The organism is Pseudomonas sp. MAG733B (genome assembly GCF_036884845.1).
Lineage (GTDB): Bacteria > Pseudomonadota > Gammaproteobacteria > Pseudomonadales > Pseudomonadaceae > Aquipseudomonas.
The window spans coordinates 2328658-2353341 of record NZ_CP145732.1; the positions used below are offsets into that span (position 1 = coordinate 2328658).

At 59.3% G+C, this 24684-nt stretch carries 24 protein-coding genes; 5 read left to right on the plus strand and 19 right to left on the minus strand.

Going from position 1 to position 24684, the window contains the following annotated elements; translation table 11 throughout:
• Positions 1–104: 104 nt before the first annotated feature.
• Positions 105–1169: an ABC transporter substrate-binding protein gene (locus V6Z53_RS10625; RefSeq protein ID WP_338585453.1), complete on the minus strand. Its 1065-nt coding sequence runs from the start codon at positions 1167–1169 to the stop codon at positions 105–107.
• Positions 1170–1531: 362 nt separating this feature from the next.
• Here V6Z53_RS10625 and V6Z53_RS10630 point away from each other — a divergent pair, with 362 nt between their 5' ends.
• Positions 1532–2245 (plus strand): UTRA domain-containing protein, encoded by a 714-nt coding sequence (locus V6Z53_RS10630; protein WP_338585454.1) that lies wholly within the window; start codon positions 1532–1534, stop codon positions 2243–2245.
• Positions 2246–2317: 72 nt separating this feature from the next.
• Here V6Z53_RS10630 and V6Z53_RS10635 read toward each other — a convergent pair whose 3' ends face one another.
• The 7 genes from V6Z53_RS10635 to minC form a co-directional block, all read right to left on the minus strand.
• Positions 2318–4483 carry a mechanosensitive ion channel family protein gene (locus V6Z53_RS10635; protein ID WP_338585455.1) on the minus strand — a complete coding sequence of 722 codons (2166 nt, stop codon included), beginning with the start codon at positions 4481–4483 and terminating at the stop codon, positions 2318–2320.
• 77 nt (positions 4484–4560) lie between these two features.
• Positions 4561–4737 carry a hypothetical protein gene (locus V6Z53_RS10640; protein ID WP_338585456.1) on the minus strand — a complete coding sequence of 59 codons (177 nt, stop codon included), beginning with the start codon at positions 4735–4737 and terminating at the stop codon, positions 4561–4563.
• 105 nt (positions 4738–4842) lie between these two features.
• Complete coding sequence (locus tag V6Z53_RS10645; RefSeq protein ID WP_150772629.1) at positions 4843–6132, minus strand: M18 family aminopeptidase; 1290 nt, start codon at positions 6130–6132, stop codon at positions 4843–4845.
• A gap of 148 nt (positions 6133–6280) precedes the next feature.
• Positions 6281–6916, minus strand: a complete 636-nt coding sequence (locus tag V6Z53_RS10650) for an RluA family pseudouridine synthase (protein ID WP_046027121.1) — start codon at positions 6914–6916, stop codon at positions 6281–6283.
• Positions 6917–7098: 182 nt separating this feature from the next.
• A complete protein-coding gene (gene minE, locus V6Z53_RS10655) occupies positions 7099–7353 on the minus strand; it encodes a cell division topological specificity factor MinE (RefSeq protein WP_007974947.1) in 255 nt (84 codons plus the stop codon).
• Positions 7354–7356: 3 nt separating this feature from the next.
• On the minus strand, positions 7357–8169 hold the full coding sequence (minD, locus tag V6Z53_RS10660) for a septum site-determining protein MinD (RefSeq protein ID WP_218436028.1): 813 nt from the start codon (positions 8167–8169) through the stop codon (positions 7357–7359).
• Between the two features lie 199 nt (positions 8170–8368).
• Positions 8369–9106: a septum site-determining protein MinC gene (gene minC, locus V6Z53_RS10665; protein ID WP_338585458.1), complete on the minus strand. Its 738-nt coding sequence runs from the start codon at positions 9104–9106 to the stop codon at positions 8369–8371.
• 118 nt (positions 9107–9224) lie between these two features.
• Here minC and V6Z53_RS10670 point away from each other — a divergent pair, with 118 nt between their 5' ends.
• Both V6Z53_RS10670 and V6Z53_RS10675 read left to right on the plus strand, forming a co-directional pair.
• Complete coding sequence (locus V6Z53_RS10670) at positions 9225–10157, plus strand: lipid A biosynthesis lauroyl acyltransferase (RefSeq protein ID WP_338585460.1); 933 nt, start codon at positions 9225–9227, stop codon at positions 10155–10157.
• A 35-nt stretch (positions 10158–10192) separates the two neighbouring features.
• Entirely contained in the window at positions 10193–11365 is a 1173-nt protein-coding gene (locus V6Z53_RS10675) for a patatin-like phospholipase family protein (protein WP_338585461.1), read from the plus strand.
• A gap of 130 nt (positions 11366–11495) precedes the next feature.
• Here the strand turns inward: V6Z53_RS10675 and V6Z53_RS10680 are convergent, their stop codons facing one another.
• From V6Z53_RS10680 to puuE, 8 genes are all read right to left on the minus strand, one after another.
• Complete coding sequence (locus tag V6Z53_RS10680) at positions 11496–12281, minus strand: outer membrane protein OmpK (RefSeq protein ID WP_338585462.1); 786 nt, start codon at positions 12279–12281, stop codon at positions 11496–11498.
• Between the two features lie 373 nt (positions 12282–12654).
• Positions 12655–13440, minus strand: coding sequence for an outer membrane protein OmpK (locus V6Z53_RS10685; RefSeq protein ID WP_338585463.1), 786 nt, complete (start codon positions 13438–13440; stop codon positions 12655–12657).
• A gap of 155 nt (positions 13441–13595) precedes the next feature.
• Complete coding sequence (locus V6Z53_RS10690) at positions 13596–14954, minus strand: nucleobase:cation symporter-2 family protein (RefSeq protein ID WP_338585464.1); 1359 nt, start codon at positions 14952–14954, stop codon at positions 13596–13598.
• A gap of 167 nt (positions 14955–15121) precedes the next feature.
• Positions 15122–16426 (minus strand): urate hydroxylase PuuD, encoded by a 1305-nt coding sequence (locus tag V6Z53_RS10695; protein WP_338585466.1) that lies wholly within the window; start codon positions 16424–16426, stop codon positions 15122–15124.
• A 50-nt stretch (positions 16427–16476) separates the two neighbouring features.
• Complete coding sequence (locus V6Z53_RS10700; RefSeq protein WP_007993087.1) at positions 16477–16980, minus strand: ureidoglycolate lyase; 504 nt, start codon at positions 16978–16980, stop codon at positions 16477–16479.
• 124 nt (positions 16981–17104) lie between these two features.
• Positions 17105–18100 carry an allantoicase gene (alc, locus tag V6Z53_RS10705; protein WP_338585468.1) on the minus strand — a complete coding sequence of 332 codons (996 nt, stop codon included), beginning with the start codon at positions 18098–18100 and terminating at the stop codon, positions 17105–17107.
• 90 nt (positions 18101–18190) lie between these two features.
• A complete protein-coding gene (uraD, locus tag V6Z53_RS10710) occupies positions 18191–18706 on the minus strand; it encodes a 2-oxo-4-hydroxy-4-carboxy-5-ureidoimidazoline decarboxylase (protein WP_338585469.1) in 516 nt (171 codons plus the stop codon).
• A complete protein-coding gene (gene puuE / locus V6Z53_RS10715; RefSeq protein WP_338585470.1) occupies positions 18703–19629 on the minus strand; it encodes an allantoinase PuuE in 927 nt (308 codons plus the stop codon). Before puuE ends, uraD begins: the two co-directional genes overlap by 4 nt.
• Positions 19630–20049: 420 nt before the next feature.
• Here puuE and uraH point away from each other — a divergent pair, with 420 nt between their 5' ends.
• Positions 20050–20403 (plus strand): hydroxyisourate hydrolase, encoded by a 354-nt coding sequence (gene uraH, locus V6Z53_RS10720; protein WP_003223171.1) that lies wholly within the window; start codon positions 20050–20052, stop codon positions 20401–20403.
• Between the two features lie 203 nt (positions 20404–20606).
• On the opposite strand, the gene V6Z53_RS10725 is transcribed toward uraH, so the two are convergent.
• The 3 genes from V6Z53_RS10725 to V6Z53_RS10735 form a co-directional block, all read right to left on the minus strand.
• Positions 20607–21233: a LysE family translocator gene (locus V6Z53_RS10725; RefSeq protein WP_338585471.1), complete on the minus strand. Its 627-nt coding sequence runs from the start codon at positions 21231–21233 to the stop codon at positions 20607–20609.
• 72 nt (positions 21234–21305) lie between these two features.
• Positions 21306–22655 carry an NCS2 family permease gene (locus V6Z53_RS10730; protein WP_015096117.1) on the minus strand — a complete coding sequence of 450 codons (1350 nt, stop codon included), beginning with the start codon at positions 22653–22655 and terminating at the stop codon, positions 21306–21308.
• Between the two features lie 284 nt (positions 22656–22939).
• On the minus strand, positions 22940–23386 hold the full coding sequence (locus V6Z53_RS10735; RefSeq protein WP_338585473.1) for a MarR family transcriptional regulator: 447 nt from the start codon (positions 23384–23386) through the stop codon (positions 22940–22942).
• An 82-nt stretch (positions 23387–23468) separates the two neighbouring features.
• On the opposite strand from V6Z53_RS10735, the gene V6Z53_RS10740 reads away from it, so the two are divergent.
• Entirely contained in the window at positions 23469–24635 is a 1167-nt protein-coding gene (locus V6Z53_RS10740; protein WP_338585474.1) for a PLP-dependent aminotransferase family protein, read from the plus strand.
• Positions 24636–24684 lie beyond the last annotated feature (49 nt).

A 24684-nucleotide genomic window follows, 5' to 3' on the forward strand; every position in this document is an offset into this window, starting at 1 on the left:
TTGCTCGCGAAGGCGATCGTTCAGCCACATTAATTGTGAATGTGCCGCCGTCTTCGCGAGCAAGCCCGCTCCCACATTGGGATTTCAGCGTTTGCGCTAAAGCATTACTTCATTTCGACAATGACTTCTTCGTTCCACTTCTGCGGCAGAGCCTTGGAAGTCTTCTCCCAAGCATCCGCGTCCTTGATCGGCGTGACCTTTTTGTACTGCTCGTTCGGCAGCAGCTTGGCTTTCACGTCGTCTGGCAGCGTGATGTGCTCGGCGCGGATCGGACGGGCGTTGCCTTTGGCCAGGTTGATCTGGCCGGCGTCGCTGAAGATGTACTCGCGGGTCAGCTTGGCGGCGTTCGGGTTTTTCGCGTATTTGTTGATGATGGTGGTGTAACCGGAAATCACCGAACCGTCGGACGGGATCAGCACCACGTAGTCATCCGGGTTGGCCATCTTGGCCTTGTAGCTCAGACCGTTGAAGTCCCAGACCACTCCGACTTCGATTTCGCCTTTTTCCATGGCACCGATGACCGGGTTGGACATCGACAGGCGACCCTGCTTGGCGATGTCGGCGAACAGCAGCAGCGCAGGTTTCAGGTTCTTCTCGTCGCCACCGTTGGCCAGTGCCGCGGCCAGAACGCCGTTCGCAGCCTGGGCAGCGGTGCTTACGTCGCCGATGGAAACCTTGTATTTGCCGGTCTTGAGGTCAGACCACTTGGTCGGCACTTCGGAACCGTGCAGCAGCTTTTTGTTGACGATGAAGGCGATGGTGCCGGTGTAAGCCAGAGCCCAGTTGCCGTCCTTGTCCTTGGCCCAATCAGGAATCTGATCCCAGGTCGAAGGCTTGTACGGTTGCACCACGCCTTGCTTGACCGCGATCGGGCCGAAGGCGGCACCGACGTCGCCGATGTCGGCGCTGGCGTTGTCTTTTTCAGCGGCGAACTTGGCGATTTCCTGCGCCGAGCTCATGTCGGTGTCGATGTGTTTCAGGCCGTATTTCTTGGCCAGGTCTTCCCAGGTGCCTTTCCAGTTGGCCCAGTCATCGGGCATGCCGACGCTGTTGACTGCGCCTTCCGCTTTCGCAGCGGCTTCCAGGGTTTTCAAATCATCAGCCGCCATGGCGGCGGTGCACATGGCAATGGTCGAGCCTAACAGTGATGCCAGGAAAAACTGTTTCATTCCGAAGCTCCTTGGGTCGTGTTCAACGCTGCGATTGCGGTTGGTGTTGGTCTAGGTCAGCAATACCTGAGCCAATCTAAGGGGGCTGGATGACACTTTGATGTCGTTCATCGCCCGGCAAGACTTTTATTTGCTCGATATTGGCGGCTGCCAGCTAAGCGTAGACCATAGGCAAAGGCCCGCTACGCAAGGACTTGGCCGATGTATTGCACGGTTTTTAAATGACCGCCGGGATGACCGTCTGGAGACTTGTCATCTCTCAGTCATCTGCACTGCCTACGCTTGCAGGACATTGATTGAATCGATTTTCAGCGCGGTTCTGCCCCGAAACAGTGCTGGTCTAGTCCAGATAGGTAACGTTGATGCGCGATGAGGCTACAAAAGCGGTGACAGCGATTGGCCAGGTTCTTCAGGAACAGCTCGACCACGGGCTGCTGGCGCCTGGCAGCAAATTGCCGGCCGAGCGCAAGCTCAGTGAGTTGTTTGGCACCACGCGGATCACTGTGCGTGAGGCGTTGTTGCAGCTGGAATCTCAGGGGCAGATTTACCGTGAGGAGCGCCGGGGCTGGTTCGTATCGCCGCCGCGCCTGGCCTATAACCTGATGCAGCGCAGTCACTTTCACGCGATGGTTGGCGCCCAGGGGCGGGTGCCATCGACTGAGGTGATTTCTGCGCGTTTGCAGCCGGCGTCGGCGGCGGTCTGTGCCTGGTTGCAGTTGCCAGCGCTGTCGAGCGTGATTCAGATCTGCCGTTCGCGGCGCATTGATGGGCGGCTGGTGTTGTATGTGGAGCATTACCTGAACCCGCAGTATTTTCCGGGGATTCTGGATTTTGACTTGAATCAGTCGATTACCGAGCTTTATGCGCGGCACTACGATTTGCACTACGGGCGGGTGCGGTTCGAGATTGTGCCGACGGCGTTGTCGGTGGATGCGGCGGCGGCCTTGCGCGTGTCAGTGGGCAGCCCGGGCTTGAGCATTGCCCGGGTCAATTATGATCAGCATGAGCGGTTGATCGATTGTGATCTGGAGTTTTGGCGGCATGATGCGATTCATGTCGGCGTCGACGTCCTGTAGGAGTTGCCGCAGGCTGCGATCTTTTGATTCTGTTTTTTGAAAAGATCAAAAGATCGCAGCCTGCGGCAGCTCCTACAGAGGCTGTTCTTTTTCTGGGCCGCCACCAGCAGTCACCACCTGCACACTCAACCGCGGCGTCGCCAGTTCCATCCCCGCTTCATCCAGATGCCGTTTCAGTGACAGATTGAACGCCCGGGAAACTTCCCACTGTTTGATCGGCGCGGTCTTGAACCGGGCGCGGAGTATCGCGTTGCCGGACTCGAAACTTTCCACGCCTTGAATCTCCAGCGGCGACCAGATGTTGCGTCGTTGCAGCGGATCGGTGCGCATTTTCTGGCCGACTTCGCGCATCAGTTTGATCGCGCTGTCGATGTCCATGCTGGCAGGCACTGCGACCCGGAAGATCGCGTAGCCGAATTCCCGGGAGTAGTTCTTGATGCTTTTGATTTCGCTGAACGGGATGGTGTGGACGATGCCGTCGATGTCCCGCAGGCGCACGGTGCGGATGGTCAGGCCTTCGACGGTGCCGAGGTGGCCGCCGACGTCGACGTAGTCGTCGATGGCCAGGGAGTCTTCGATGATGATGAACAGCCCGGTGATCAAGTCGGCCACCAGCGACTGCGCGCCGAAACCGATGGCCAGGCCGATCACACCGGCACCGGCCAGCAGTGGCGTGACGTTCATCCCCATGTTCGCCAGGGCGACGATCAGCGCAATGATGAAGATCGCCACGAACAGCACGTTGCGGATCAGCGGCATCATCGTTTGCGCCCGAGCGTTCGCCAGGCCTTTGCGTGAGCGGGTGAGGGCGTGGTGCACGGCGGTGTCGCTGAGGATCCAGACCAGCCAGGCGAAGATCAGTGTGCCTATGAGGCTGAACAACTTGACGCTGACTTCATGGCCTTCACCTTCGGTAAACGCAATCAGCGACATGCCCCAGACCCGCAGGCCGAGTTCGATGAACGCCAGCCATACCAGCAGATGCGCGAGGGTGTAGAAGAAGCTTTTCAGGCGCTCGGAATACAGTGCGTGGCGCTTCACACCGCGTTGCGGTTTGAGGGCGTGGCGGCGGACCAGGCCGTTGATGACCATGCACAACACTAGCAGCACGGTGCAGATCAGCGATTGGCGCAGCGCGGTGCTGGTATCGCCGGCGGAAACGAACGTGGCGAACAGTGAAATGCCCACCAGTACCAGCGCCGGGACGTACCAGAAGGTGCCGAGGATTTCGATGGTGTCGCTGAGGGCGCGGCGGGTCAGGCGTCGGGACAGCGGCTGGTTGCGTATCAAGTGGGCGATCGGGCGGCGGAATCGCAGGATGAACAACCCGGTGGACAGCGCCGCCAACACATTGGCCACCGTCGCTGCGGTATGTGCCAGATGCACGCCGAGGCTTTCGATCAGGCGCGGGTCGCTCAGGGCTTCACCGAACGCGGCGAAGCTGCCGATCAGCCACAACGGGCGAAAGGCTTGATGCCGCAAAATGTACAGGGCGCGGTGGCGGTGTGGGCCGTCGAGCAGGGAAAAGGCGATCACGCAGATCGCGGAGAAACAGGTGCCAACCACCAGCGCATAGGCCAGCACCATGGCCAGGCTTTTGCCCAGTGAAGAAGGCAGGGCGTAGCTCATGTAGACCGTGATCACCAAGGCAATCAGCCATGGCCCGAGCTTGCGCAAAGCGAAGCGCAGCATGTCCAGCGCCCTGGGGTGTTGCGGCAGTTCTTCGGTCAGGCCGAAGCGCATGCGCACCCGGTGGCTGACCCAGATCAGCGCCGCTGCCAACAGGCTCCAGACCATCAGAATCACGGCGAAGGCGAAAATGATCGGCAGCCATTCGTTGGCCGGCAGCACCAGCGCTGTCAGTTCGTCGCTGGCCAGGTCGAACTCGCTGGTCCAACGGGTGAGCGGACTGTCGGCGCCGGAAAATTGTTTTTCGAAGCTGGCCAGTGTCCCGCCAATAAGGCCCAGCACGCCTTGCTCGGTGGCCGGTTGGGCCTTCTTCGTGGCGTCGCGCAGTTTCTTCAGATCGGCCAGCAATTTGCTTCGCTGCTGATCGTTCTCCAGCGACTTGATCACTTCATCCAGGGATTGCCCCAGAGGTTCTTGTGCCTCGGGCTGGGTTTTCGCCGAACTGTTGAGCAGGCTCGGCAAGCCGACTGCCTGGGCGGGCGCCATCGGCAGCAGCGTCATCAGGCAGACAAGGAAAAAACACGGCAGGGCAAACAGACGAGCGAACACTAGGCGGTCAACCTCGGAGTGAGCGGGTCGACCGAGTGTACGAGCCCGTCAAAATCAATGCGAGTCAGGGTGCGGATTTATTCGTTGAGTTTGGCGAGGATCTTGATAACCACGGTGGCGAAGATCGTCAACATGCCTATCCACATGGCGAACACGCCGAGGTTCTTGTCACGAAAGTTGAAGCCGATCGCCAACAGGAGCATTCCGGCAAGAATCGGGATCAGCATGGCGTGGAAGGTGGACATCGAGATCATGGCGACTGCCTTGTCGAAAGGGATGATTAAAGTCTAGGTGGCTTTTGGATGGTCGGTAGTGAGGTGTGTAGGAGCTGCCGCAGGCTGCGGCAGCTCCTACAGGTGTTACGGCAATTCGCGGCAGGCGTAGAACGCGCTCAGCACTTTGACCAGATGCGCCAGGTCATGGCTGCCGCACAGCTCACGGATCGAGTGCATGGCGAACGTCGGCAGGCCGATGTCCACGGTGCGCACGCCCAGGTGGCTGGCGGTGATCGGGCCGATGGTCGAGCCGCAGCCCATGTCGCTGCGCACCACGAAACTCTGCACCGGCACTTCTTCGGCCATGCACAGGTGACGGAAGAATCCGGCGGTTTCGCTGTTGGTGGCGTAGCGCTGGTTGCTGTTGACCTTGATCACCGGGCCGGCATTGAGTTTCGGGCCGTGGTTGGCGTCGTGCTTCTCCGCGTAGTTCGGGTGCACGCCGTGGGCGTTGTCAGCGGAAACCAGCAGGGATTTCTGAATTGTGCGTACGAATTCATCACCTTCAGGCAACAGGCGACGCAGCGTCTGCTCAAGCATCGGACCATCGGCGCCGCAGGCCGAGCATGAACCGACTTCTTCGTGATCGTTGCACACCAGCACGCAGGTTTCGTCGGTGTCCGCAGTCAACAATGCTTGCAGGCCGGCGTAGCACGACAACAGGTTGTCCAGGCGCGCACCGGCGATGAAGTCACCGTGCAAACCGATGACGGCGGCGCTTTGGGTGTCGTAGAAGCTCAGCTCGTAATCGAGCACCACGTCGGCGTTCAGACCGTGTTCGCGGGCGAGCTGGTCGGTGATCACCGCGCGGAAATCCACGCGTTCGTCACCGGCGAACTGCGCCAGCACTGGCGGCAATTCGGTCTGGGCATTGATCGCCCAGCCCATGTTGGCTTCACGGTTGAGGTGAATGGCCAGGTTCGGGATGATCGCGATCGGTGCCTTGAAGTCGATCAACTGGCTCTCGACCTTGCCGTCACGGCGGAAGGTCACGCGGCCGGCGAGGGACAGGTCGCGGTCGAACCACGGTGCCAGTAGCGCGCCGCCGTAGACTTCGACGCCCAGTTGCCAGAAGCCCTGGCGTTGCAGTTCCGGTTGCGGCTTGACCCGCAGGCACGGGCTGTCCGTGTGGGCGCCGACCAGGCGAATCCCGCCGTGCAGCGGCGAGTGGCGACCCATTTTGATCGCGACGATCGAAGAGTCGTTACGGGTGACGTAATAGCGGCCATTGGCTTCGGTGTGCCATGGCTCGCGTTCGTCGAGGCGTTGATAACCCGCCGCTTCCAGTCGCTGAACAAGGCTGGCGGTGGCATGGAACGGGGTAGGGGAGGCCTTGAGGAAGTCGATCAGGCCTTGGTTCAACTCTTCGCGCATAAGTAGCTCCAGACAGCAGTGGGGCCAGTTTAACGTATTGGTCAGAGAATTGGCGGGGGGAGTGCTGGTTAGGCGGTCCCCGGTATCGGGCCTGGAGGAGATCCCTGTAGGAGCGAGCTTGCTCGCTCCTACAGGGATTGCTTTTGCTTTAGAACGGGGCCGGACACTCGAAGCGCAGGCGTTCGCCGGTCTGCGGATGCGTGAAGCTGAGCATGCTCGCGTGCAGGCACAGGCGCGGCCAGGCGGCCAGGGCTTGTTCGTGGGCGTAGAGCCCATCGCCGAGCAGCGGGTGGCCGATGGAGAGCATGTGTACGCGTAATTGGTGCGAACGGCCGGTGATCGGCGTGAGCTCCACGCGGCACCAGTCGCCGCAACGCTCCAGCACACGCCAGAAGGTCAGGGCGTTCTTGCCGAATTCATGGTCGACCACGTGGCGAGGCTTGGTCGGTGGGTCGTAGCGCAGCGGCAAGTCGATGCTGCCGCTATCCAGCTCGGGTTGACCCCAGCACAGTGCGGTGTAGGCCTTTTCGGTTTCGCGGTCGTGAAATTGCCGAGACAGTTCACGGTGCGTATCGGGATCGCGGGCCAGCAGGATGATGCCGGAGGTTTCCCAATCCAGCCGATGGACGATTCGCGCTTCCGGGTAACCGTTTTCCTGCAGGCGGGTAATCAGGCAGTCCTTGTTGTCATCGGCCCGGCCTGGGACGGAGAGCAACAAAGTCGGTTTGTTCACCACCAGTACGGCGGCGTCCTGATGAATGATGTGGACATTGGACAACGGCATTAAAACAGCCTCGTAACAAACGCCAACGGCGGCTCAGGCCTCCCGTTCTCTGTGGGAGCAAAGCTTGCTCGCGATTCAGGCAACTCGGTATTCAGAAAAACCGAGGTGATGCTATCGCGAGCAAGCCTTGCTCCTGCAAAATGCAGGAAAGCCTGAGCCGCCGTGGCTCCAGCCGGATCGACTCAGCGATCTGGCAGGGTGATATTGAGTTCCAGAATCGAGCAGCTGCCCTGGCTTTCCAGTGCGACATGCACGTCATCGGACCCGATATTGACGTACTTGCGAATCACCTCGACCAGTTCCTTCTGCAAGGCCGGCAGGTAGTCCGGGGTGCTGCGTTGGCCGCGTTCGTGCGCCACGATGATCTGTAGACGCTCTTTCGCTACCGACGCGGTGCTTTGCTTTTTGTTGGCACGAAAGAAGTCAAAAAGGTTCATTGCTTAGTTGCCTCCAAACAGGCGCTCGAAGAATCCCTTCTTCTGTACATCAAGGAAACGATGCTCCACGGTTTTGCCCAGCAGGCGGTCAACGGTATCGCTGTAGGCCTGGCCGGCATCGCTCTGGTCGTCGAGGATCACGGGAACGCCCTGGTTGGATGCCTTGAGCACCGCCTGGGATTCCGGGATCACGCCGAGCAGGGTCACCGATAGGATTTCCTTGACGTCTTCGACGCCAAGCATTTCGCCTTTTTCGACACGCTCCGGGTGGTAGCGGGTGATCAGCAGGTGTTCCTTGATCGGGTCTTCACCGCGTTCGGCGCGACGGGACTTGCTGGCCAGCAGGCCGAGCATGCGGTCGGAGTCACGTACCGAGGACACTTCCGGGTTGGTCACGACGATCGCTTCGTCAGCGAAGTACATGGCCAGGTGGGCGCCTTTCTCGATGCCCGCCGGGGAGTCGCAGACCACGAACTCAAAGTCTTCCTTGAGTTGCATCAGGACTTTTTCCACGCCTTCGACGGTCAACGCGTCTTTGTCGCGGGTCTGGCTGGCGGCCAGCACGTAGAGATTTTCCAGGCGCTTGTCTTTGATCAGGGCCTGTTGCAGGTTGGCTTCGCCGTTGACCACGTTGACGAAGTCATACACCACGCGGCGCTCGCAACCCATGATCAGGTCGAGGTTACGCAAGCCCACGTCGAAGTCGACGATCACTGTTTTGTGGCCGCGCAGAGCGAGGCCGGTACCGATAGCGGCGCTGGTGGTGGTCTTACCCACACCACCCTTGCCGGATGTAACCACGAGAATCTTGGCCAAGGTGTTTCACCCCTAAGGAAAAAGGACTTTTAGCCCCTGAAAAACATCTCTTGAAAACTACTGCAGTCGGACAGCCTTGGCTGGAATTCGGTTTTAGCGGCGTTTACCCCCGGTAAACACTGCTTTTGGCCTGTTTCCTACTTCGTTTGAGCCGTTTTCGCTACGTTTTAGAGATGCTTGGAAAATGCGGCAGTATCCGTTAAAGACGAATGATGTTCAACACATCGCCCGACAGGCTGACCTGCACGCCCGAACCCCATAAAGGGTCGCGGCGCAGATCTTCGGAAACCTTGTAATGCCCGGCGATCGAGACCAGTTCAGCGCTCATTTGCTGACAGAAAATCCTGGCTTTCGTGTCGCCCTTGACGCCGGCCAACACGCGACCACGCATGGGGCCGTATACATGGATGTTGCCATCGGCGAGAAGTTCCGCCCCCGGACTGACCGAGGAGATCACCACCAGATCGCTGCCCTGGGCATAAATCTGCTGGCCACCACGTACTGGCGACGTGATGATTTTCGTCGGTTTGATGGTCGGTTCCGGCGGTTTTTCCGGTTTTTTCGCAGTCACGCCTTCATTCAGGTCCAGCGCACGCTCGCGGGCGCCGGAGGGCGGCAACACCGGCAGGTCGACGGCGATGGCGGCGGCGATGTCTTCGATACGGCTGGCTCGGATCGCCAGGGTGCGCAGGCCATGCTGGCGGCACACGCGCATCAGGCCCGGCAAATCCACCGCGCCTTCACTGGCCGGGAGTTTGTCCAGGGCCAGTACCAGCGGCGCGTTGCTGAAAAAACCAGGCGCCTGGGCGACCTTGGCGGCCAACTGCCGGTCGAGGCCTTCGAGGTCGTTACGGGCCAGTTCCAGCACCGTAATGGCGAGCATGCTGCCCTTTAGCTGGAACACGGGATCTTGGTCTAGCAGTTCGGTTTGGCTCATGGTCGGCATACAACGACTTGTCACTAAAAGTGCCGAGACTTATAACGAGATCGCCCGCAGGCCGCAAGCCGGGTCGAACGATGTAGAATGCGCGGCCATTGTCTTTCCGGATGCATGAATGGATCGCCCGCGTTTTCAAAAAACTTTTCTGACTCCACGTTTCTGGCCGCTGTGGTGTGGCTTGGGGTTGTTGTGGCTGATCGTGCAGCTGCCATATCCGGCATTGCTGTGGCTTGGTCGCGCGCTCGGGGCCTTGATGTATCGCGCGGCGGGCGACCGACGGCGCATTGCCAAGCGAAATCTGGAGCTGTGTTTCCCGGAAAAGTCCGCAGTCGAGCGTAAGCGCCTGCTCAAGGAAAACTTCGCGTCAACCGGCATCGCTTTCTTCGAGATGGCGATGAGCTGGTGGTGGTCGCGCGAACGTCTGGCGAAACTGGCCCATATCGAAGGGCTGGAGCATTTGCAGCAGGCCCGGCGCGAAGGCAAGGGCGTGATCCTGATGGCGGTGCATTTCACCACCCTGGAAATCGGCGCCGCACTGCTTGGCCAGCAACACACCATCGACGGCATGTACCGCGAGCACAAAAATCCGCTGTTCGACTATGTCCAGCGACAGGGGCGCGAGCGTCACAATCTTGATTCGCTGGCGATCGAGCGCGAGGACGTTCGCGGCATGCTCAAGTTGCTGCGCGCCGGCCGCGCGATCTGGTACGCACCGGATCAGGACTACGGCGCCAAGCAAAGTATTTTCGTGCCGCTGTTCGGCATTCAGGCGGCGACCGTCACTGCTACCAGTAAATTCGCCCGGCTGGGCAAGGCGTTGGTGGTGCCGTTCACTCAGGAGCGCCTGGCCGACGGCAGCGGTTATCGGCTGGTGATCCATGCGCCGCTCGAAGGCTTCCCCGGCGAAACCGAAGAAGCCGATTGCCTGCGCATCAACCAGTGGATCGAAGGCGTGTTGCGCGACTGTCCGGAGCAATACCTCTGGGCCCATCGCCGCTTCAAGAGCCGTCCACCGGGCGAACCCAAGCTGTACGCAAAACGCGGTTGATCAATCGAACCTAATAAGCATCATGGAGTGTTGCGATGAGTCCTGCTGAACCGGTTACAGGGTTGATTCTTTCCGGCGGCGGGGCTCGGGCGGCCTATCAGGTGGGGGTTCTGGCGGCGATTGCCGAGCTTTTGCCATTGGGCGCGGACAATCCGTTTCCGGTGATCGTCGGCACTTCGGCCGGGGCGATCAATGCCGTCAGCCTGGCCAGCGGGGCGACGGATTTTCGCGCGGCCATTGAGCGGCTGACTGCCTTCTGGCAGGGCTTTCGCAGTCATTTGGTGTTGCGTAGCGACTGGCCCGGCGTGATGCGCCAGGCCAGCCGCTTTGTCAGCCACAGCTTGCTGGGCCTCGGCTCTCAAGTTCCGGTGGCGCTGCTCAACAGCTCACCTCTGCGCCGCTTGCTCAACGACAAGTTGCACATGAACGGCATCGCCGAATCCATCGCGCAAAAGCAATTGCAGGCGGTGGCGGTGACTGCGTTTGGCTACGAGTCCGGTCAAGCCGTCACTTTCTATCAGGGCGGCGGCACCATCGACGCCTGGTTGCGCCATCGGCGGATCGGCGTTCCGACCCAACTGTCCGTTGACCATTTGCTCGCCAGTTCGGCGATTCCACTGCTGTTCGCCCCGGTGAAAATCGGCGAGGAGTATTTCGGCGATGGTGCGGTGCGCCAATCGGCGCCGATCAGCCCGGCGCTGCATCTGGGCGCCAGTCGGGTGCTGGTGGTGGGTGTCAGCGGCAACCCGCGTGGCGTCGATCCCGAGCAACCGCTGCAACGCACCTATACAGGGCAACAACCCACGTTGGCGCAGATCGGCGGGCACATGCTCAACAGTACGTTCATTGACAGCCTGGAAAGCGACATCGAGCTTTTACAGCGTCTGAATCAGTTCAGTCATCTCATGCCCGACGGCACGCCGACCCGTGCGCTGGGTGTGGCACCGGTCGAGGTTTTGGTGATTTCACCGAGTCAGCCGATCGACGAAATTGCCGCGCGTCATCGCCAGGAATTGCCGGCGGCATTGCGCCTGTTTCTGCGTGGGCCGGGGGCGACCAAGACCAGTGGAGCGGGGGTGTTGAGTTATCTGTTGTTCGAGGTGGGGTATTGCAGCGAATTGATTGATTTGGGGCGGCGGGATGCGTTGGCCAAGCGTGAGGAGCTTTGCCGATTTCTTGGGTTACCGGCGTCCGAGGTTTCGACTTGAGATCGGCGGTGCGGCGATCGCGGGCAAGCCATGCTCCTACAGATGCGCGTCGATCACATTACTAGTGTTCGACACCGAACCTGTAGGAGCATGGCTTGCCCGCGATGGCGTCCTTACAGACGCCGCCGGATCAGAAGTGAACCTTGACCAGGAAGCTGGTCACGCTCTGATCGGTCTTGAAGCCCTGGCTGTCTTCGATACCGTACTTGTTCTTCCAGTAGTCATACTCGACACCGACGTACAACTGCTTCTCACCCAGGTTCAGCGCTTTGCCCAGGTCGTACTTGATCTGCGGATTGAAGTGCAGGTTGGCGTGGTATTCGCCTTTTTTGTTGACGTCGTTGTCGACCACCCAGTCCATGAAACCATCGATCAGGATGTTCGAATCGCCGACCGGAATGGTGTAGGACCAGACCGGCGTGACCTGCCAGATATTGTCGCCCGGACGGTCGCCTTCGGTGTGACGGTTGTAGAAGTTCAACTGGAAGTAGTCGAAGCCCGGGATGGCCAGGTCGAAGCCAGGACCGATCAGGTAGGACTCGGTATCGTCTTCACCGAATTCGTACGTCATGGCCAGCAGCACGTCTTTGATCGGACCTAGCTCGAACTTCTGGTCGAAGATCTTGTTGAACGACAGGCGTGGGCTGAATTCACCGTAGTGGGTGTTCTTACCTGCGAAGGCGTCTTCCTTGCCGTTGTAGAAAATCTTGTCGATGAAGAAGAAGTTGTCGCCGTATTTCCAGCCGTCAGCGTGTTCGAAGGTCACCGTCTGCTGGATGCGCGGGTTGACCTGGAAGTCCTTGCCATACAGGTAGGTCAGGCTGTTGTTCTGCCATTGCAGCAAGTCGCCGGCCATGGCCTGACCCCCAGCCAGCATTGATCCCGCCAGCATCAGGCTAGTGCACGTACGTTTCATTCGGTTGCTCCCAAAAAGTAGTGGTTTCACGTTTTTTTTAAGGTCGACGCTCTGGTGTGGCGCCTTTTTCTGAAGCGGAAAATATTCATCCAATCGGTCAGCTTTAGTGCTGTTAGCAAGAGCTGCGCCAAGGCTTTCACAAAGCAAAAAAACTCCCGCTCGGCTGCTCAAAAACAGTCGATTGAGAGTCATTCGGGAAGGCCTGGGGACCGTCCAGAGCCGGGATAAGTTGGCTTTCTGGTCAGGAATTAAATCCGGGCTTTTTTTTAAAGCGGATTCAGGCGGCCGCGGAGAATACTGACTCCTTGGCCAGGTCTCAAGTGCCCCGCAACAGCGCACCGACGACAGGTTTGGGGCACGGTTGCGGGTCATCTTAGAAATGCACCTTCACCAGCAGGCTGGTGGTGTTTTCGTTGGTGTCGAGGTTGCCGTTGTTTTCGATGCCGTACTTGTCTTTCCAGTAGCTGTATTCGGCGCCGACATATACCTGTTTCTCCCGCCAGCCGAGGGCTTTGCCCAGGTCGTATTTGATCTGCGGGTTGAAGTGCAGGTTGGCGTGGTAGGTACCGTGCGAGTTCTGGTCGTTGTCCACGACCCAGTCGATGTAGCCATCGATCAACACGCTCGAATTGCCCACTGGAATGGTGTACGACCAGGCCGGTGTGATCTGCCAGACATCGTCGCCGGGGCGCGAGCCTTCGGTCCGGCGATTATAGAAGTTCAGGGTGAAAAAGTTGAAGCCCGGGATTGCAAGGTCAAAGCCGGGGCCGATCAGGTAGGCCTCGGTGTCGTCTTCGCCATTCTCGTAGGTCATGGCCAGCAGCACGTCCTTGATCGGGCCGAATTCGAAACGGCGGTCGAGGATTTTGCCGAGAGAGAGGCGGGGGCTGAACTCGCCGTAATAGGCGTGGACGCCTTTGTTGCGGTCTTTCTCGCCGTTGTAGTAAGTGCTGTCGATGAACATGAAGTTATCGCCGTACTTCCAGCGGTCGGCATGTTCGAAGGTGATTGTCTGCTGGATCGACGGGTTGACCGCGAAATCCTTGCCGTACAGATAGCTCAAGCTGTTGGTCTGCCACAGCAGTAGATCGCCGGCCATGGCCTGACTCGCGGCCAGCAGGCCACCACTCAACAGCAAGTTGGTTTGTGTCCGAATCATCTGTTGCTCCCTCTTGTTTTTATTTTTCAGGCGCATTTAGCTCTCCTGTGGGAGCGGGCTTGCTCGCGAAAGCGGTGTATCAGGCAACAATGATGTTGAGGCTGATGACGTCTTCGCGAGCAAGCCCGCTCCCACAGGGTTTGTGTGGGACTCTGTTAATGCGAGTTAGCGTGACAGTCGTTGATCGCCGCGCGTTCGGCGCCGCCAAGGATGTTGAACAGCAAGTTCAGCGTCAGCGCACTGAGGGTGGCCATGGCGATACCGCTGTGGGTGATCGGGCTCATCCACAGGGGCAGGTGGGCGAAAAACTCCGGACGCACCACCGGGATCAGGCCCATGCCGATGCTCACCGCCACCAGCAACTGGTTGCGACGGTCACCGATGTCGGCTTCCTGGAGAATCTTGATCCCGGTAGCGGCGACCATGCCGAACATCGCAATCGCCGCGCCGCCCAGTACCGCCGGCGGAATTGAAGCGACCAGGAACGCCGCTTTCGGCAGCAGGCTCAACACGATCAGCAAACCGCCGGCGACAATGGTCACCGAACGGCAACGCACGCCGGTCATTTGCACCAGGCCGATGTTCTGCGCGAAAGAGGAGTGGGTGAAGGTGTTGAAGAAACCCGCAAAGAACGAAGCGCCGGCATCACACAGCAAGCCGCGACGCAGCATGCGTGGGCAGACTTCCTGGCCGGTGATCTTGCCCAGCGCGAGGAACATCCCGGTGGACTCGACGAAAATGATCACCACGACAAGGCACATCGACAGGATCGGTGCGAGTTCGAATTTCGGCATGCCGAAATGCAGCGGGGTAACGAATTGCAGCCATGGCGCTTGGGCCATGCCGCTGAGGTCGACCATGCCGAGCACGCCGCAGAGCACGTAGCCCAGGCACATGCCGATCAGCACGGAAATGTTGACCCAGAAACCACGCATGAAGCGATGCACCAACAGGATGGTGCCCAGCACCAGCGCGGCGATGGTCAGGTAAATCGGCGAACCGAATTGAGCGGCGCTGGCACCCCCGCCAGCCCAGTTCACGGCTACGGGGAACAACGACAAACCGATCGAGGTGATGACCGTGCCGGTCACCAGAGGCGGGAAGAAGCGTACGACCTTGGACATGAACGGGGCGATGAGCATGCCGAAGAACCCGGCGGCGATGGTCGCGCCGAAGATCCCTTGCAGGCCGATACCGGGCATGCCGGCCATGGCGACCATGCTGCCGACAGCGGCGAAACTGGCACCCATCATCACCGGCATGCGAATGCCCATGGGGCCGATGCCCAGCGATTGAACGATAGTGGCGATGCCGGCGACCAGCAGGTCGGCGTTGATCAGGAAGGCGATTTCTTCACGACTCAGGCCAGCGGCCTGTCCGATGATCAGCGGCACCGCGATGGCGCCGCCGTACATCAGCAGAACATGTTGCAAACCGACCAGGATCAGTTGCAAAAGGGGTAAACGCTGAATGGCGGGTGCGTCGGGGATGCGCGCTTTGGAGAGCTCGGACATGCAACACCTCGGATCTTTTTTATTCTTGTGATTAACAGCTGCTGACAGCTGTTTCGCATCAGGTGGATCTGTGGCGAGGGAGCTTGCTCCCGCTGGACTGCTGCGCAGTCCAGCGGGAGCAAGCTCCCTCGCCACAAAAGCCCGCTCAGCACAGGCTTTTGCATTGCTTAATTGGTGGGAGCTCCCTGAGCAATCCAGGCACCGATCAGGTCACGTTCCTGCTGGGTCATCTGCGTGATGTTGCCCAGTGGCATGATCTGGCTGGCGACGGCTTGAGCCTGGATGCGCGCAGCGTTCTGGCGAATCTGCTCGGGAGTGTCGAACATCACACCGGCCGGCGCCGCGCTGAACAGTGGGCTGGTCGGTTTCGCCGAATGGCAGACCGAGCAACGTTCCTGAATCACGCTGTGCACCTTGTCGAAACCAGGACCGGCGTTGGACGCTTGCGCCGGGGCGGCGGCAGGCGCTTCTGCAGGTTTGGCTTCAGCCGGTTTCAAACCACCACCCACTGCAGTTTCCGGCAGTGGCTGGTATTCGATGGCAGCAGGAGCCTTGGCGACTTCAGGGGCGCTGGACATCGGCTTCGGACCGGACACATAAGCCAGGCAAATCATGCCCACCGCTGCCACGGGCAGGGTCCAGGCAAACTTGTGGCTGTCGTGACGGGTGTTGAAGTAGTGACGCACCAACACCGCCAGCACCGCGATCCCGGCCAGGATCAGCCAGTTGTACTGGCTGCCGTAGGTGCTCGGGAAGTGGTTGCTGATCATGATGAACAGCACGGGCAAGGTGAAGTAGTTGTTGTGACGCGAACGCAGCAAGCCTTTGGCTGGCAGCGCCGGATCAGGTGTGCGGTTCTCGGCGATGGCCGCTACCAGTGCGCGTTGCGCCGGCATGATGATGCGGAACACGTTGCCGACCATGATGGTGCCGATGATCGCGCCGACGTGCAGGTACGCACCGCGACCGCTGAACACTTTGCTGAAGCCATAGGCTGCGGCAATGATCAGAACGAACAGGATGGCGCCAAGCAGGGCAGGGCGTTTGCCCAGGGCCGAGTCGCAGAGGAAGGAGTAGATGAACCAGCCGACGAACAGAGAGCCGATGCCCAGCAGTACGCCTTCAGGACCGCTCAGGGTGCTGCCCGGAGCCAGCAGGTAGAGCGTCGGGTTGGAGTAGAACACCACGCACAGCAGCGCGATACCCGACATCCAGGTGAAGTAGGCTTCCCATTTGAACCAGTGCAGGTTGTCCGGCATGGTCGGCGGAGCCAGTTTGTATTTTTCCAGGTGGTAGATACCGCCGCCGTGGATCGCCCACAAATCACCGGCCAGACCGCTTTTCGGGTTGACCCGATTGAGGTTGTTTTCCAGCCAGACGAAGTAGAACGATGCGCCAATCCAGGCCACACCAGTAATCATATGAACCCAGCGCACGCTCAGGTTCAGCCATTCCAACAGATGTGCTTCCACAGTCTTTACCTCTCGCCTGTCACTCTGTTGTCGAGTGATCAGACCTTCTCTTATTGGTGGGGGGCGAGGATCAAACGCTCATCCTCTTTGAAAAAATGCTCATCGCAGTTATTGCCTGTGCCACTGCGATCAACCACCAGGAAGTCATCCCGCTTTTCGATCGTCAGCACCGGGTGGTGCCAAACGCCGCGATGGTAATTAATGCCCTGCCTGCCGTTGGTGACGAAGGCGCGGACCAAGCCTGATACAGGTTCATCGCCAAGTGGCGCGACCACGATCAGAAAGGGGTTGCCGAGCAGCGGTATGAAAGCCTGGCTGCCCAACGGGTGACGCTCCAGCATGCTGACGGTCAGCGGCATGTCCTGCGCGTCGGCGCGGAAAATGCTGATGATCGCGTTGTCCTCTGGCTTTGCGGTTTCGACCACAGCCAGTTTATGGAAGCGCATGGTCGAACCGTTGTTGATCATGAAGTGATCGCTGCCGTCGGTTTCGATGACGTCACCGAAAGGGGCGAAGGCTTCTTTGGTCAGCGGTTCAATCGTCAGTGTGCGCATGCTGTTGTTTTCCGAATTCTGTGTTGTTGGTTCTATCGTCATCGCTGGCAAGCCAGCTCCCACAGGATTTGTGTACACCACAGTTCCTTGTGGGAGCGGGCTTGCCCGCGATTGGGTTCAACGCTTATTTAGCGACCTTGCCCAAAACGCGCAGGCGGCTCACACCACCATCCGGGAACACGTTCAGGCGGATGTGGGTGATCGGGCCCAGTGCCTTGATCTGCTCGGCGAAGGTGTGTTCGGCGTGCATTTCCAGCTTCTGGCTTGGCAGCAGTTCGCGCCAGAACAGCGACTGGGTTTCGATCTGGCTGTCGGTGCCGCCCTTCACGAACGCGCCCTGGATCGAGCAAGTGTCCGGGTAGTTGCCTTTGAAGTGCAGGGTGTCGACGATGATTTTCTCGATCTCGCCCGGGTGGCCCAGCGCGACGATGACCCAGTCATTGCCCGGAGTACGACGACGCGCGGTTTCCCAGCCGTCGCCCATGTTGATGCCGCGGCCCGGGTTGAGGATGTTGCTCATGCGACCGAAGTGTTCGTCGGAGCAGGCGAGGGCGCGGCCACCGTTCAGGGCGGAAGCCAGGTCAACTTGCTCGTTGTCGCCAACAGCCGACCAGTCGCGGTGCGGAATGCCGTACACGCGCAGACGGGCAACACCGCCGTCCGGGTAGATGTTGAAACGCAGATGGCTGAACGCCTGGTCGTTGCTGATTTCGTGGTAGTGGTGGCTGTTGCCTTGCAGCTCGACGGCGGACAGCACTTCAGTCCACTGGGTGTTTTCGTTCGGCTCGCCTTCAGCCAGGAAGCAGGCTTCCAGGGACGCCGATGGCGGGAAGTTGCCGGTGAAGAATGAAGTGTCGATGTCGACGCCCTTGATCGAACCCGGTACACCCAGGCGGATCACAGCGCTGTCGTAGCCTTCGAAGCGCTTGCGGCGCGACTCCCAGCCGTCCATCCACTTGCCGTTGTCATCGAACACGCCCTCCTTCCATACGGCCGGGGTCGGTTGGAACAGACGATTGGCGTCTGCGAACCAGTCATCGGTGACCGAGATGATTTTGGTGCCCAGGCGGGCGTCGGCCAGGTTGACGAACTTCTCGAAAGGTACGGCGTAAGCTTTCATTCTTCTTGTCTGCCTTTAAATAAGTGGCTTGGGATGCTTGCGAGGCCCTGGGTAAATTCGGCGTTCTTGAATCCACTCGGGCCAGGCTTGCTATAGGGTCAGTAATCGGAACAGGGCGATCTTGTTGATCTCCGCCAGCGCGCATTTGAATTCGGTCTCGACCGAGTTATGAATGCGCGTTTCGAACGCTGCGAGGATCTGATGCCGGTTGCTGCCTTTTACCGCCATGATGAAGGGAAACTTGAACTTGGCTTTGTAGGCGTCGTTCAGCTCGGTGAAGCGTTGGAACTCTTCGGCCGTGCATTGGTGAATACCGGCGCCAGCCTGTTCATTAGTGCTGGCTTCGGTCAGTTGGCCCTGGACGGCCGCACGGCCTGCCAGGTCCGGGTGAGCGTTGATCAGGGCAAGCTGGCTTGCGTGATCGGCGCTCAACAGGATGTCGCTCATGCGCTGGTGCAGGATTTCGATATCGTCGATCGAAGCGTCCTGACCCAGGTCGAAGGCCTTCTCGGCCACCCATGGCGAATGTTCGTAGATGTCGGCGAAAGCGGCGACAAAGGCGTCGCGGCTCAGGCTCGAAGGTTTGACGGTTTGAAAGGTGCTCATTTGGCAGCCCCTGTGTACGGGTGGGTTTCTTGCCAGTGACGCGCGATGTCGACACGACGGCTGAACCACACCTGTTCATGACTTTTAGCGTATTCGATAAAGCGCTTGAGCGATGCCAGACGCGCCGGACGGCCGATCAGGCGGCAATGCAAACCGATCGACAGCATTTTCGGTGCGTCGGCGCCTTCCGCGTAGAGCACGTCGAACGCGTCTTTGAGGTATTCGAAGAAATCGTCGCCCTTGTTGAAACCCTGGACCTGGGTGAAGCGCATGTCGTTGGTGTCCAGCGTGTACGGGATCACCAGGTGCGGCTTGCCGGTCGGGTTGTTCGGTTCCCAGTAGGGCAGGTCGTCGTCGTAGGTGTCGCAGTCATAGAGGAAACCGCCTTCTTCCATCACCAGGCGACGGGTGTTCGGGCCGGTGCGGCCGGTGTACCAGCCTAGTGGGCGCTCGCCGGTGATTTCGGTGAGGATGCGGATCGCTTCGAGCATGTGCTCGCGTTCCTGCGCTTCGTCCATGTACTGGTAGTCGATCCAGCGGTAGCCGTGGCTGCAGATCTCATGGCCGGCATCGACCATGGCGCGGATCACATCCGGGTGACGCTGGGCGGCCATGGCCACGGCGAAGATGGTCAGTGGAATGTCGAATTCCTTGAACAGTTTCAGAATCCGCCAGACGCCGGCGCGGCTGCCATACTCGTAAAGGGATTCCATGCTCATGTTGCGCGCGCCTTGCAGCGGCTGGGCGGACACCATTTCCGAGAGGAAGGCTTCGGACTCTTTGTCGCCGTGCAGGATATTGCGCTCGCCACCTTCTTCGTAATTGAGTACGAACGACAGGGCGATGCGGGCATTGCCCGGCCAGTGTGGGTGCGGAGGGTTACTGCCGTAACCGATCAGGTCGCGAGGGTAGTCAGCGCTCACTGCAGTCTTCCTTCTTATTCGTGATGACAGTTTGTGTGATACGCCTTGGCTGGCGTCACAGCGATGGGCTGATTGTATACAACTTTATATTCACTTTGTAAGCCTGATTTTTTGCATTTTTCGTTAACGGTCATCTTTTCGTGCTATTGAGATCAGCCTGCAAGAAATCTGCCTGATTGGTCAGTTAATGATTGCGGGGTTCAGCAACGGTGCGCTTTGGCTGTTAATCAGCGGGAAATCCACGGATGGCGCCAGTGGTGGCAAAAATGTCGTTTTTATTGTGTACAATTTTTTTGAAAAGTGTCTTAATCAGTCGCTCGCCGCAGCTTTTCGTGCTCCGAATCGGTGCGGTCTCCTTTTCAACTGACTTCGGGAGGCGCGAGGTCTGACTGCTTCCACGCAGGCAGGCGCGCAGAATCAATGGGACGTTTGACTACACACGTTTTGGACGCTGCACACGGTTGCCCGGGCAGCTCGATCAAGGTCGAGTTGTACCGCGTTGAAGGTTCGCACCTGGAATTGGTCGCCAGCGCGATAACCAACAGCGATGGCCGTGTCGATGCACCGTTGCTGCAAGGCGATGACTACCGCACCGGGGTCTATCAGGTTCAGTTCCATGCGGGCGATTACTACCGCGCCCGTGGCGTTCAGCTGCCGGAACCGGCGTTCCTGGATGTGGTGGTGCTGCGTTTTGGCATCTCCGCCGAACAGGATCACTACCATGTACCGCTGCTGATCTCGCCTTACAGCTACTCCACGTACCGCGGCAGCTGATCCCCCAAGCAGCTGCCACCACCTGGAAGCGACTGCGCATATAGCTTCTTTGGTCTTTCGCCCGCTCACACTGCGGGCTTTTTTTCGTCTGGGGAAAGGTGGTGCCTGTGTTGACGCCATCGCTAGCAGGCTAGCTCCCACAAGGGTCTTGTGAACACCACAAATCCCCTGTGGGAGCTAGCCTGCTAGCGATGCTTTTGCTGTTAGCGGCTCAGCAGGGAAGCCGCACCCGCACCACTGAACAACCCCGCACTGATCCGGTTAAACCAGCTCTGGCCCTTGCCGCTGTGCAGATACCGCGCCGCACCATGGGCGCCGAGGCCATAGGCCAACTTGCACAGCAGATCCAGCACCGTCCAGGTTGCGATCATCACCAGAAGTTGCGGCAGGAACGGTTGCTCTGCACTCAGGAACTGCGGCAGGAAAGCCGCGAAGAAAAGGATGTCTTTCGGATTGCTGGCACCGAGCATGAACGCGCGGCCGAACAATGCGCGAAAGCGCGGCACCGGCGCTGCCAGCGGCACTTCAGCACCGTGGGAAGGCTGGCGCGATTGCTGCCAGCTCTGCCAGGCGAGGTAGAACAGGTACAACGCGCCGACGATTTTCAGAGCACTGAACAGCTGTTCCGACGCCAGCAGCAGGGCGCCCAGACCCAATGCCGAGGCACTCAGCAGGCAGATCGAGGCAATCACGCCACCGAGAAACGCCGGGTAGGAACGGCGCAGGCCGTAGTTCAGGCTGTTGCTGATCATCAACAACGACAATGGCCCCGGGATCAGGATCACTACCAGCGCGGCGCCGCTGAACAGCAGCCAGGTTTCCAGACTCATCACTTTCCTCCATTTGCACAAAAGCCTCACCCGACGGGGTGAGGCTGTTTTGAAACGTGTCTCGCGTAAGGCTTACAGGAAGATGAACTTGGCGATGAAGATCGCGCAGAGCACCCACAGGCTGACGGAAATTTCCTTGTACTTGCCGGTACCGGCCTTCAACGCTACGTAGGTGATGAAGCCCAGCGCGATGCCGTCGGCGACCGAGAAGGTCAGCGGCATCATGATTGCGGTAACGATCGCCGGAATGCTGTCGGTCGCTTCATCCCACTCGATGTGGGCCATACCGCCCATCATCAGCATTGCTACATAAATCAGCGCACCCGCGGTGGCATAGGCAGGGATCATGCCGGCCAGCGGAGCGAAGAACATGGCTGCAATAAATAGCACACCTACGGTCACTGCGGTAAGACCAGTCCGACCACCCGCTGCTACACCCGCGGCACTTTCCACATAGCTTGTGACCGGTGGTACGCCAACCACGGCACCAAATACGCTGGAAGCACTGTCGGCTTTCATGGCTCGGGAGAGGTTTTCGATCTTGCCGTCGGCGCCCACCAGGTTGGCGCGCTGGGCTACGCCCATCAAGGTGCCGGCGGTGTCGAACATGTGCACGAAGAGGAACGCCAGGACCACGCTGATCATGCTGACGTTGAACACGCCGGCGACGTTCATGGCCATCCAGGTCGGGGCCAGGCTCGGCGGTGCCGACATGATCCCTTCGTAATGCACCAGGCCCAGGCCCCAACCGGCGAGGGTGACGGTGATGATGCTGATGAGGATCGCACCGAACACTTTGTGATAGCTGAGGATGGCGATCATCAGGAAGCATACGGCCGCGAGCAGTGGGCCAGGTTCGCGCAGGGAGCCGAGCTTGATCAGAGTGGCCGGGCTATCAACGACGATGCCCGCAGTTTTCAAACCGATCAGACCGAGGAACAGACCGACGCCGGCGCCCATGGCGAAGCGCAGGCTGACCGGGATGCTGTTGAGCAGCCATTCGCGAATCCGCGAGAAGGTCAGAATCATGAACAGCACACCGGAGACAAACACCGCACCAAGCGCGGTTTCCCAGTTGTAGCCCATGGTGCCGACCACGGTGTAAGTGAAGAACGCGTTCAAGCCCATGCCCGGCGCCAGGCCGACCGGCCAGTTGGCGTACAGGCCCATCAACAGGCAGCCCAGTGCAGCGGCGATACAGGTGGCGACAAACGCTGCACCGTGATCGATCCCGGCGTCAGCCATGATGTTCGGGTTGACGAAAATGATGTAGGCCATAGTGATGAAGGTAGTCAGACCGGCAATCAGCTCGGTCTTCACCGTGGTGCCATGCAAGCTGAGTTTAAACAAGCGCTCCAGCAAGCCATTGCGTAGTGGCGGCGAGAGATCCAGCGTCGATGCTTCGGATTTGCGGCTTTCCACAGCGAGTACTCCTCAAGAGTTTTATTTTTATTTCCAGGGCCGGATCCGAGAGGGGTGGCAGCGGCCCTTTGAGGTACTTGCGAATTTGTTGACCGTCTGGTCAGGAACTCGCACGAAGTGGATTATGCTTTTGTATACAAAGAAAGCAAATAATGTTTTTGATTTTGTCGACGAAAAATTTGGCTTTAGGGATATATCGCGTTCGAGGGCCTCATCGCCAGCAGATTTTGTGCACGCCGCAGATCGCTGTGGGAGCTAGCCTGCTGGCGATGGGGCCAGAACAGTCAATCAACAACTGTCTGGCTTTTCCCCAATGCCAGATTCACCGCCAGCCAGCCATTCACCGCCGTTTCCCCAGCCTCGGCAAACACCCGCTCCAGCAATTTCACCTGTTCACGACGCAACGACTGCTCGAACCGCGCGCCGTCGTCGGTCAACTCCAGCAACCGCTTACGCTTGTCGGTCTCGGACGCCACGCTATTCACCAAATGCATTTCCACCAACTGCCGCAGCGGCATGTTCAGCGCCTGCTTGCTCACCCCGAGCAGCGCCAGCAACTCCTTGACGCTCAGGTTCGGATAACGGGCGATGAAAAATACGATGCGTTGATGCACCCGGCTCAAGCCTCGACGCTCAAGCATTTCGTCGGCTTTGGCGGTGAAGGCCTGGTAGCCGAAGAAAAACGCTTCCATCGCCTGTTGCTGGGAAATCGGGTTTTTAAGGTCAATCATATTGACGTATCCGCTCGAGCTGTCGTAATTTCGGTCAACAAGTTTGACTCATTTTCCTTCGGCCTCGCTACCGGTGACCTCCATGGCTTTTTCCGAACGTGTCTCGCGCCTTAAAAGTTCTTTGATCCGTGAAATCCTTGCTGCCGCGCAGCGCCCTCAAGTGATGTCGTTCGCTGGAGGTCTGCCGGCGGAAGCCATGTTGCCCAAGGTCGATTGGTCCGACATGCCGGTGTCCATCGGCCAATACGGTATGAGCGAAGGCGAGCCGGCGTTGCGTGAAGTGCTGGCCGCGGAGGCCCGTGCGCTGGGTGTGCCGTGTGAGGCGAGCCAGGTGTTGGTGGTCAGCGGCTCCCAGCAAACCCTCGATCTGGCGGCCAAGCTGTACATCGACAAAGGCACCGAGATTCTGCTCGAAGCCCCGACTTACCTGGCGGCCCTGCAAATTTTCCAGTTGTTTGGCGCAGACTGCATCACCGTGCCGCTGGAGGCCGATGGCCCGGACCTGGCGCAACTGCGCACTCGTCTGGAGAAGCATCGCCCGGCGTTCATCTACCTGATCCCGACGTTCCAGAACCCATCGGCGGTGCGTTACAGCGAAGCCAAGCGCAATGCGGTGGCGGCCTTGCTCGATGAATTCGGGGTGACGCTGATCGAAGACGAGCCTTATCGCGAACTGACGTTCGATGGCGGCAGCGCCACACCGATTGTCAGCCGCCTGAAAAAGGCCAGCTGGATCTACACCGGCACCGTCTCGAAAACCTTGCTGCCCGGTTTGCGCGTCGGTTACTTGATCGCCAGCCCGGACTTGTTCCCGCACTTGCTCAAGCTCAAGCAATCGGCGGACTTGCACACCAATCGTGTCGGCCAGTGGCAGGCGTTGCAATGGATCGGCAGCGAGAAGTATCAGCAGCATCGCAGTCGGTTGCGTGATTTTTACCGGGCGCTTCGGGATGCATTCCAAGGGGCGCTGCACACCCATTTCGCTGATCTGGCGGACTGGAACGAACCGCAGGGCGGGCTGTTTTTCTGGTTGAAACTCAAGCAGCCGCTGGACACTCGAACCTTGCTCAATGCGGCGTTGGCCAAAGATGTGGCGTTCATGCCGGGCGAGCCGTTCTTCCCCGAGCCGGACAAGCATCACGGGTATTTGCGGCTGAACTTCAGCCATATCGACCCGGCGCGATTGGATGAAGGGCTTGGGCGATTGGCGGCGGTAGTGCGACAGGCGCAGGCGGCGCAAGCGGCCTGAAATAAATAAACCGGCTCAAGGGCCGGTTTATTTTTGTCTGGAATTTGCG

Coding starts and splice junctions, on each gene's coding strand:
- V6Z53_RS10625 (WP_338585453.1), bottom strand. CDS start 1,169: ATGAAACAGTTTTTCCTGGCATCACTGTTAGGCTCGACCATTGCCATG.
- V6Z53_RS10630 (WP_338585454.1), top strand. CDS start 1,532: ATGCGCGATGAGGCTACAAAAGCGGTGACAGCGATTGGCCAGGTTCTT.
- V6Z53_RS10640 (WP_338585456.1), bottom strand. CDS start 4,737: ATGATCTCGATGTCCACCTTCCACGCCATGCTGATCCCGATTCTTGCC.
- V6Z53_RS10645 (WP_150772629.1), bottom strand. CDS start 6,132: ATGCGCGAAGAGTTGAACCAAGGCCTGATCGACTTCCTCAAGGCCTCC.
- V6Z53_RS10650 (WP_046027121.1), bottom strand. CDS start 6,916: ATGCCGTTGTCCAATGTCCACATCATTCATCAGGACGCCGCCGTACTG.
- minE (WP_007974947.1), bottom strand. CDS start 7,353: ATGAACCTTTTTGACTTCTTTCGTGCCAACAAAAAGCAAAGCACCGCG.
- minC (WP_338585458.1), bottom strand. CDS start 9,106: ATGAGCCAAACCGAACTGCTAGACCAAGATCCCGTGTTCCAGCTAAAG.
- V6Z53_RS10670 (WP_338585460.1), top strand. CDS start 9,225: ATGGATCGCCCGCGTTTTCAAAAAACTTTTCTGACTCCACGTTTCTGG.
- V6Z53_RS10675 (WP_338585461.1), top strand. CDS start 10,193: ATGAGTCCTGCTGAACCGGTTACAGGGTTGATTCTTTCCGGCGGCGGG.
- V6Z53_RS10680 (WP_338585462.1), bottom strand. CDS start 12,281: ATGAAACGTACGTGCACTAGCCTGATGCTGGCGGGATCAATGCTGGCT.
- V6Z53_RS10685 (WP_338585463.1), bottom strand. CDS start 13,440: ATGATTCGGACACAAACCAACTTGCTGTTGAGTGGTGGCCTGCTGGCC.
- V6Z53_RS10690 (WP_338585464.1), bottom strand. CDS start 14,954: ATGTCCGAGCTCTCCAAAGCGCGCATCCCCGACGCACCCGCCATTCAG.
- V6Z53_RS10700 (WP_007993087.1), bottom strand. CDS start 16,980: ATGCGCACACTGACGATTGAACCGCTGACCAAAGAAGCCTTCGCCCCT.
- alc (WP_338585468.1), bottom strand. CDS start 18,100: ATGAAAGCTTACGCCGTACCTTTCGAGAAGTTCGTCAACCTGGCCGAC.
- uraD (WP_338585469.1), bottom strand. CDS start 18,706: ATGAGCACCTTTCAAACCGTCAAACCTTCGAGCCTGAGCCGCGACGCC.
- uraH (WP_003223171.1), top strand. CDS start 20,050: ATGGGACGTTTGACTACACACGTTTTGGACGCTGCACACGGTTGCCCG.
- V6Z53_RS10725 (WP_338585471.1), bottom strand. CDS start 21,233: ATGAGTCTGGAAACCTGGCTGCTGTTCAGCGGCGCCGCGCTGGTAGTG.
- V6Z53_RS10735 (WP_338585473.1), bottom strand. CDS start 23,386: ATGATTGACCTTAAAAACCCGATTTCCCAGCAACAGGCGATGGAAGCG.
- V6Z53_RS10740 (WP_338585474.1), top strand. CDS start 23,469: ATGGCTTTTTCCGAACGTGTCTCGCGCCTTAAAAGTTCTTTGATCCGT.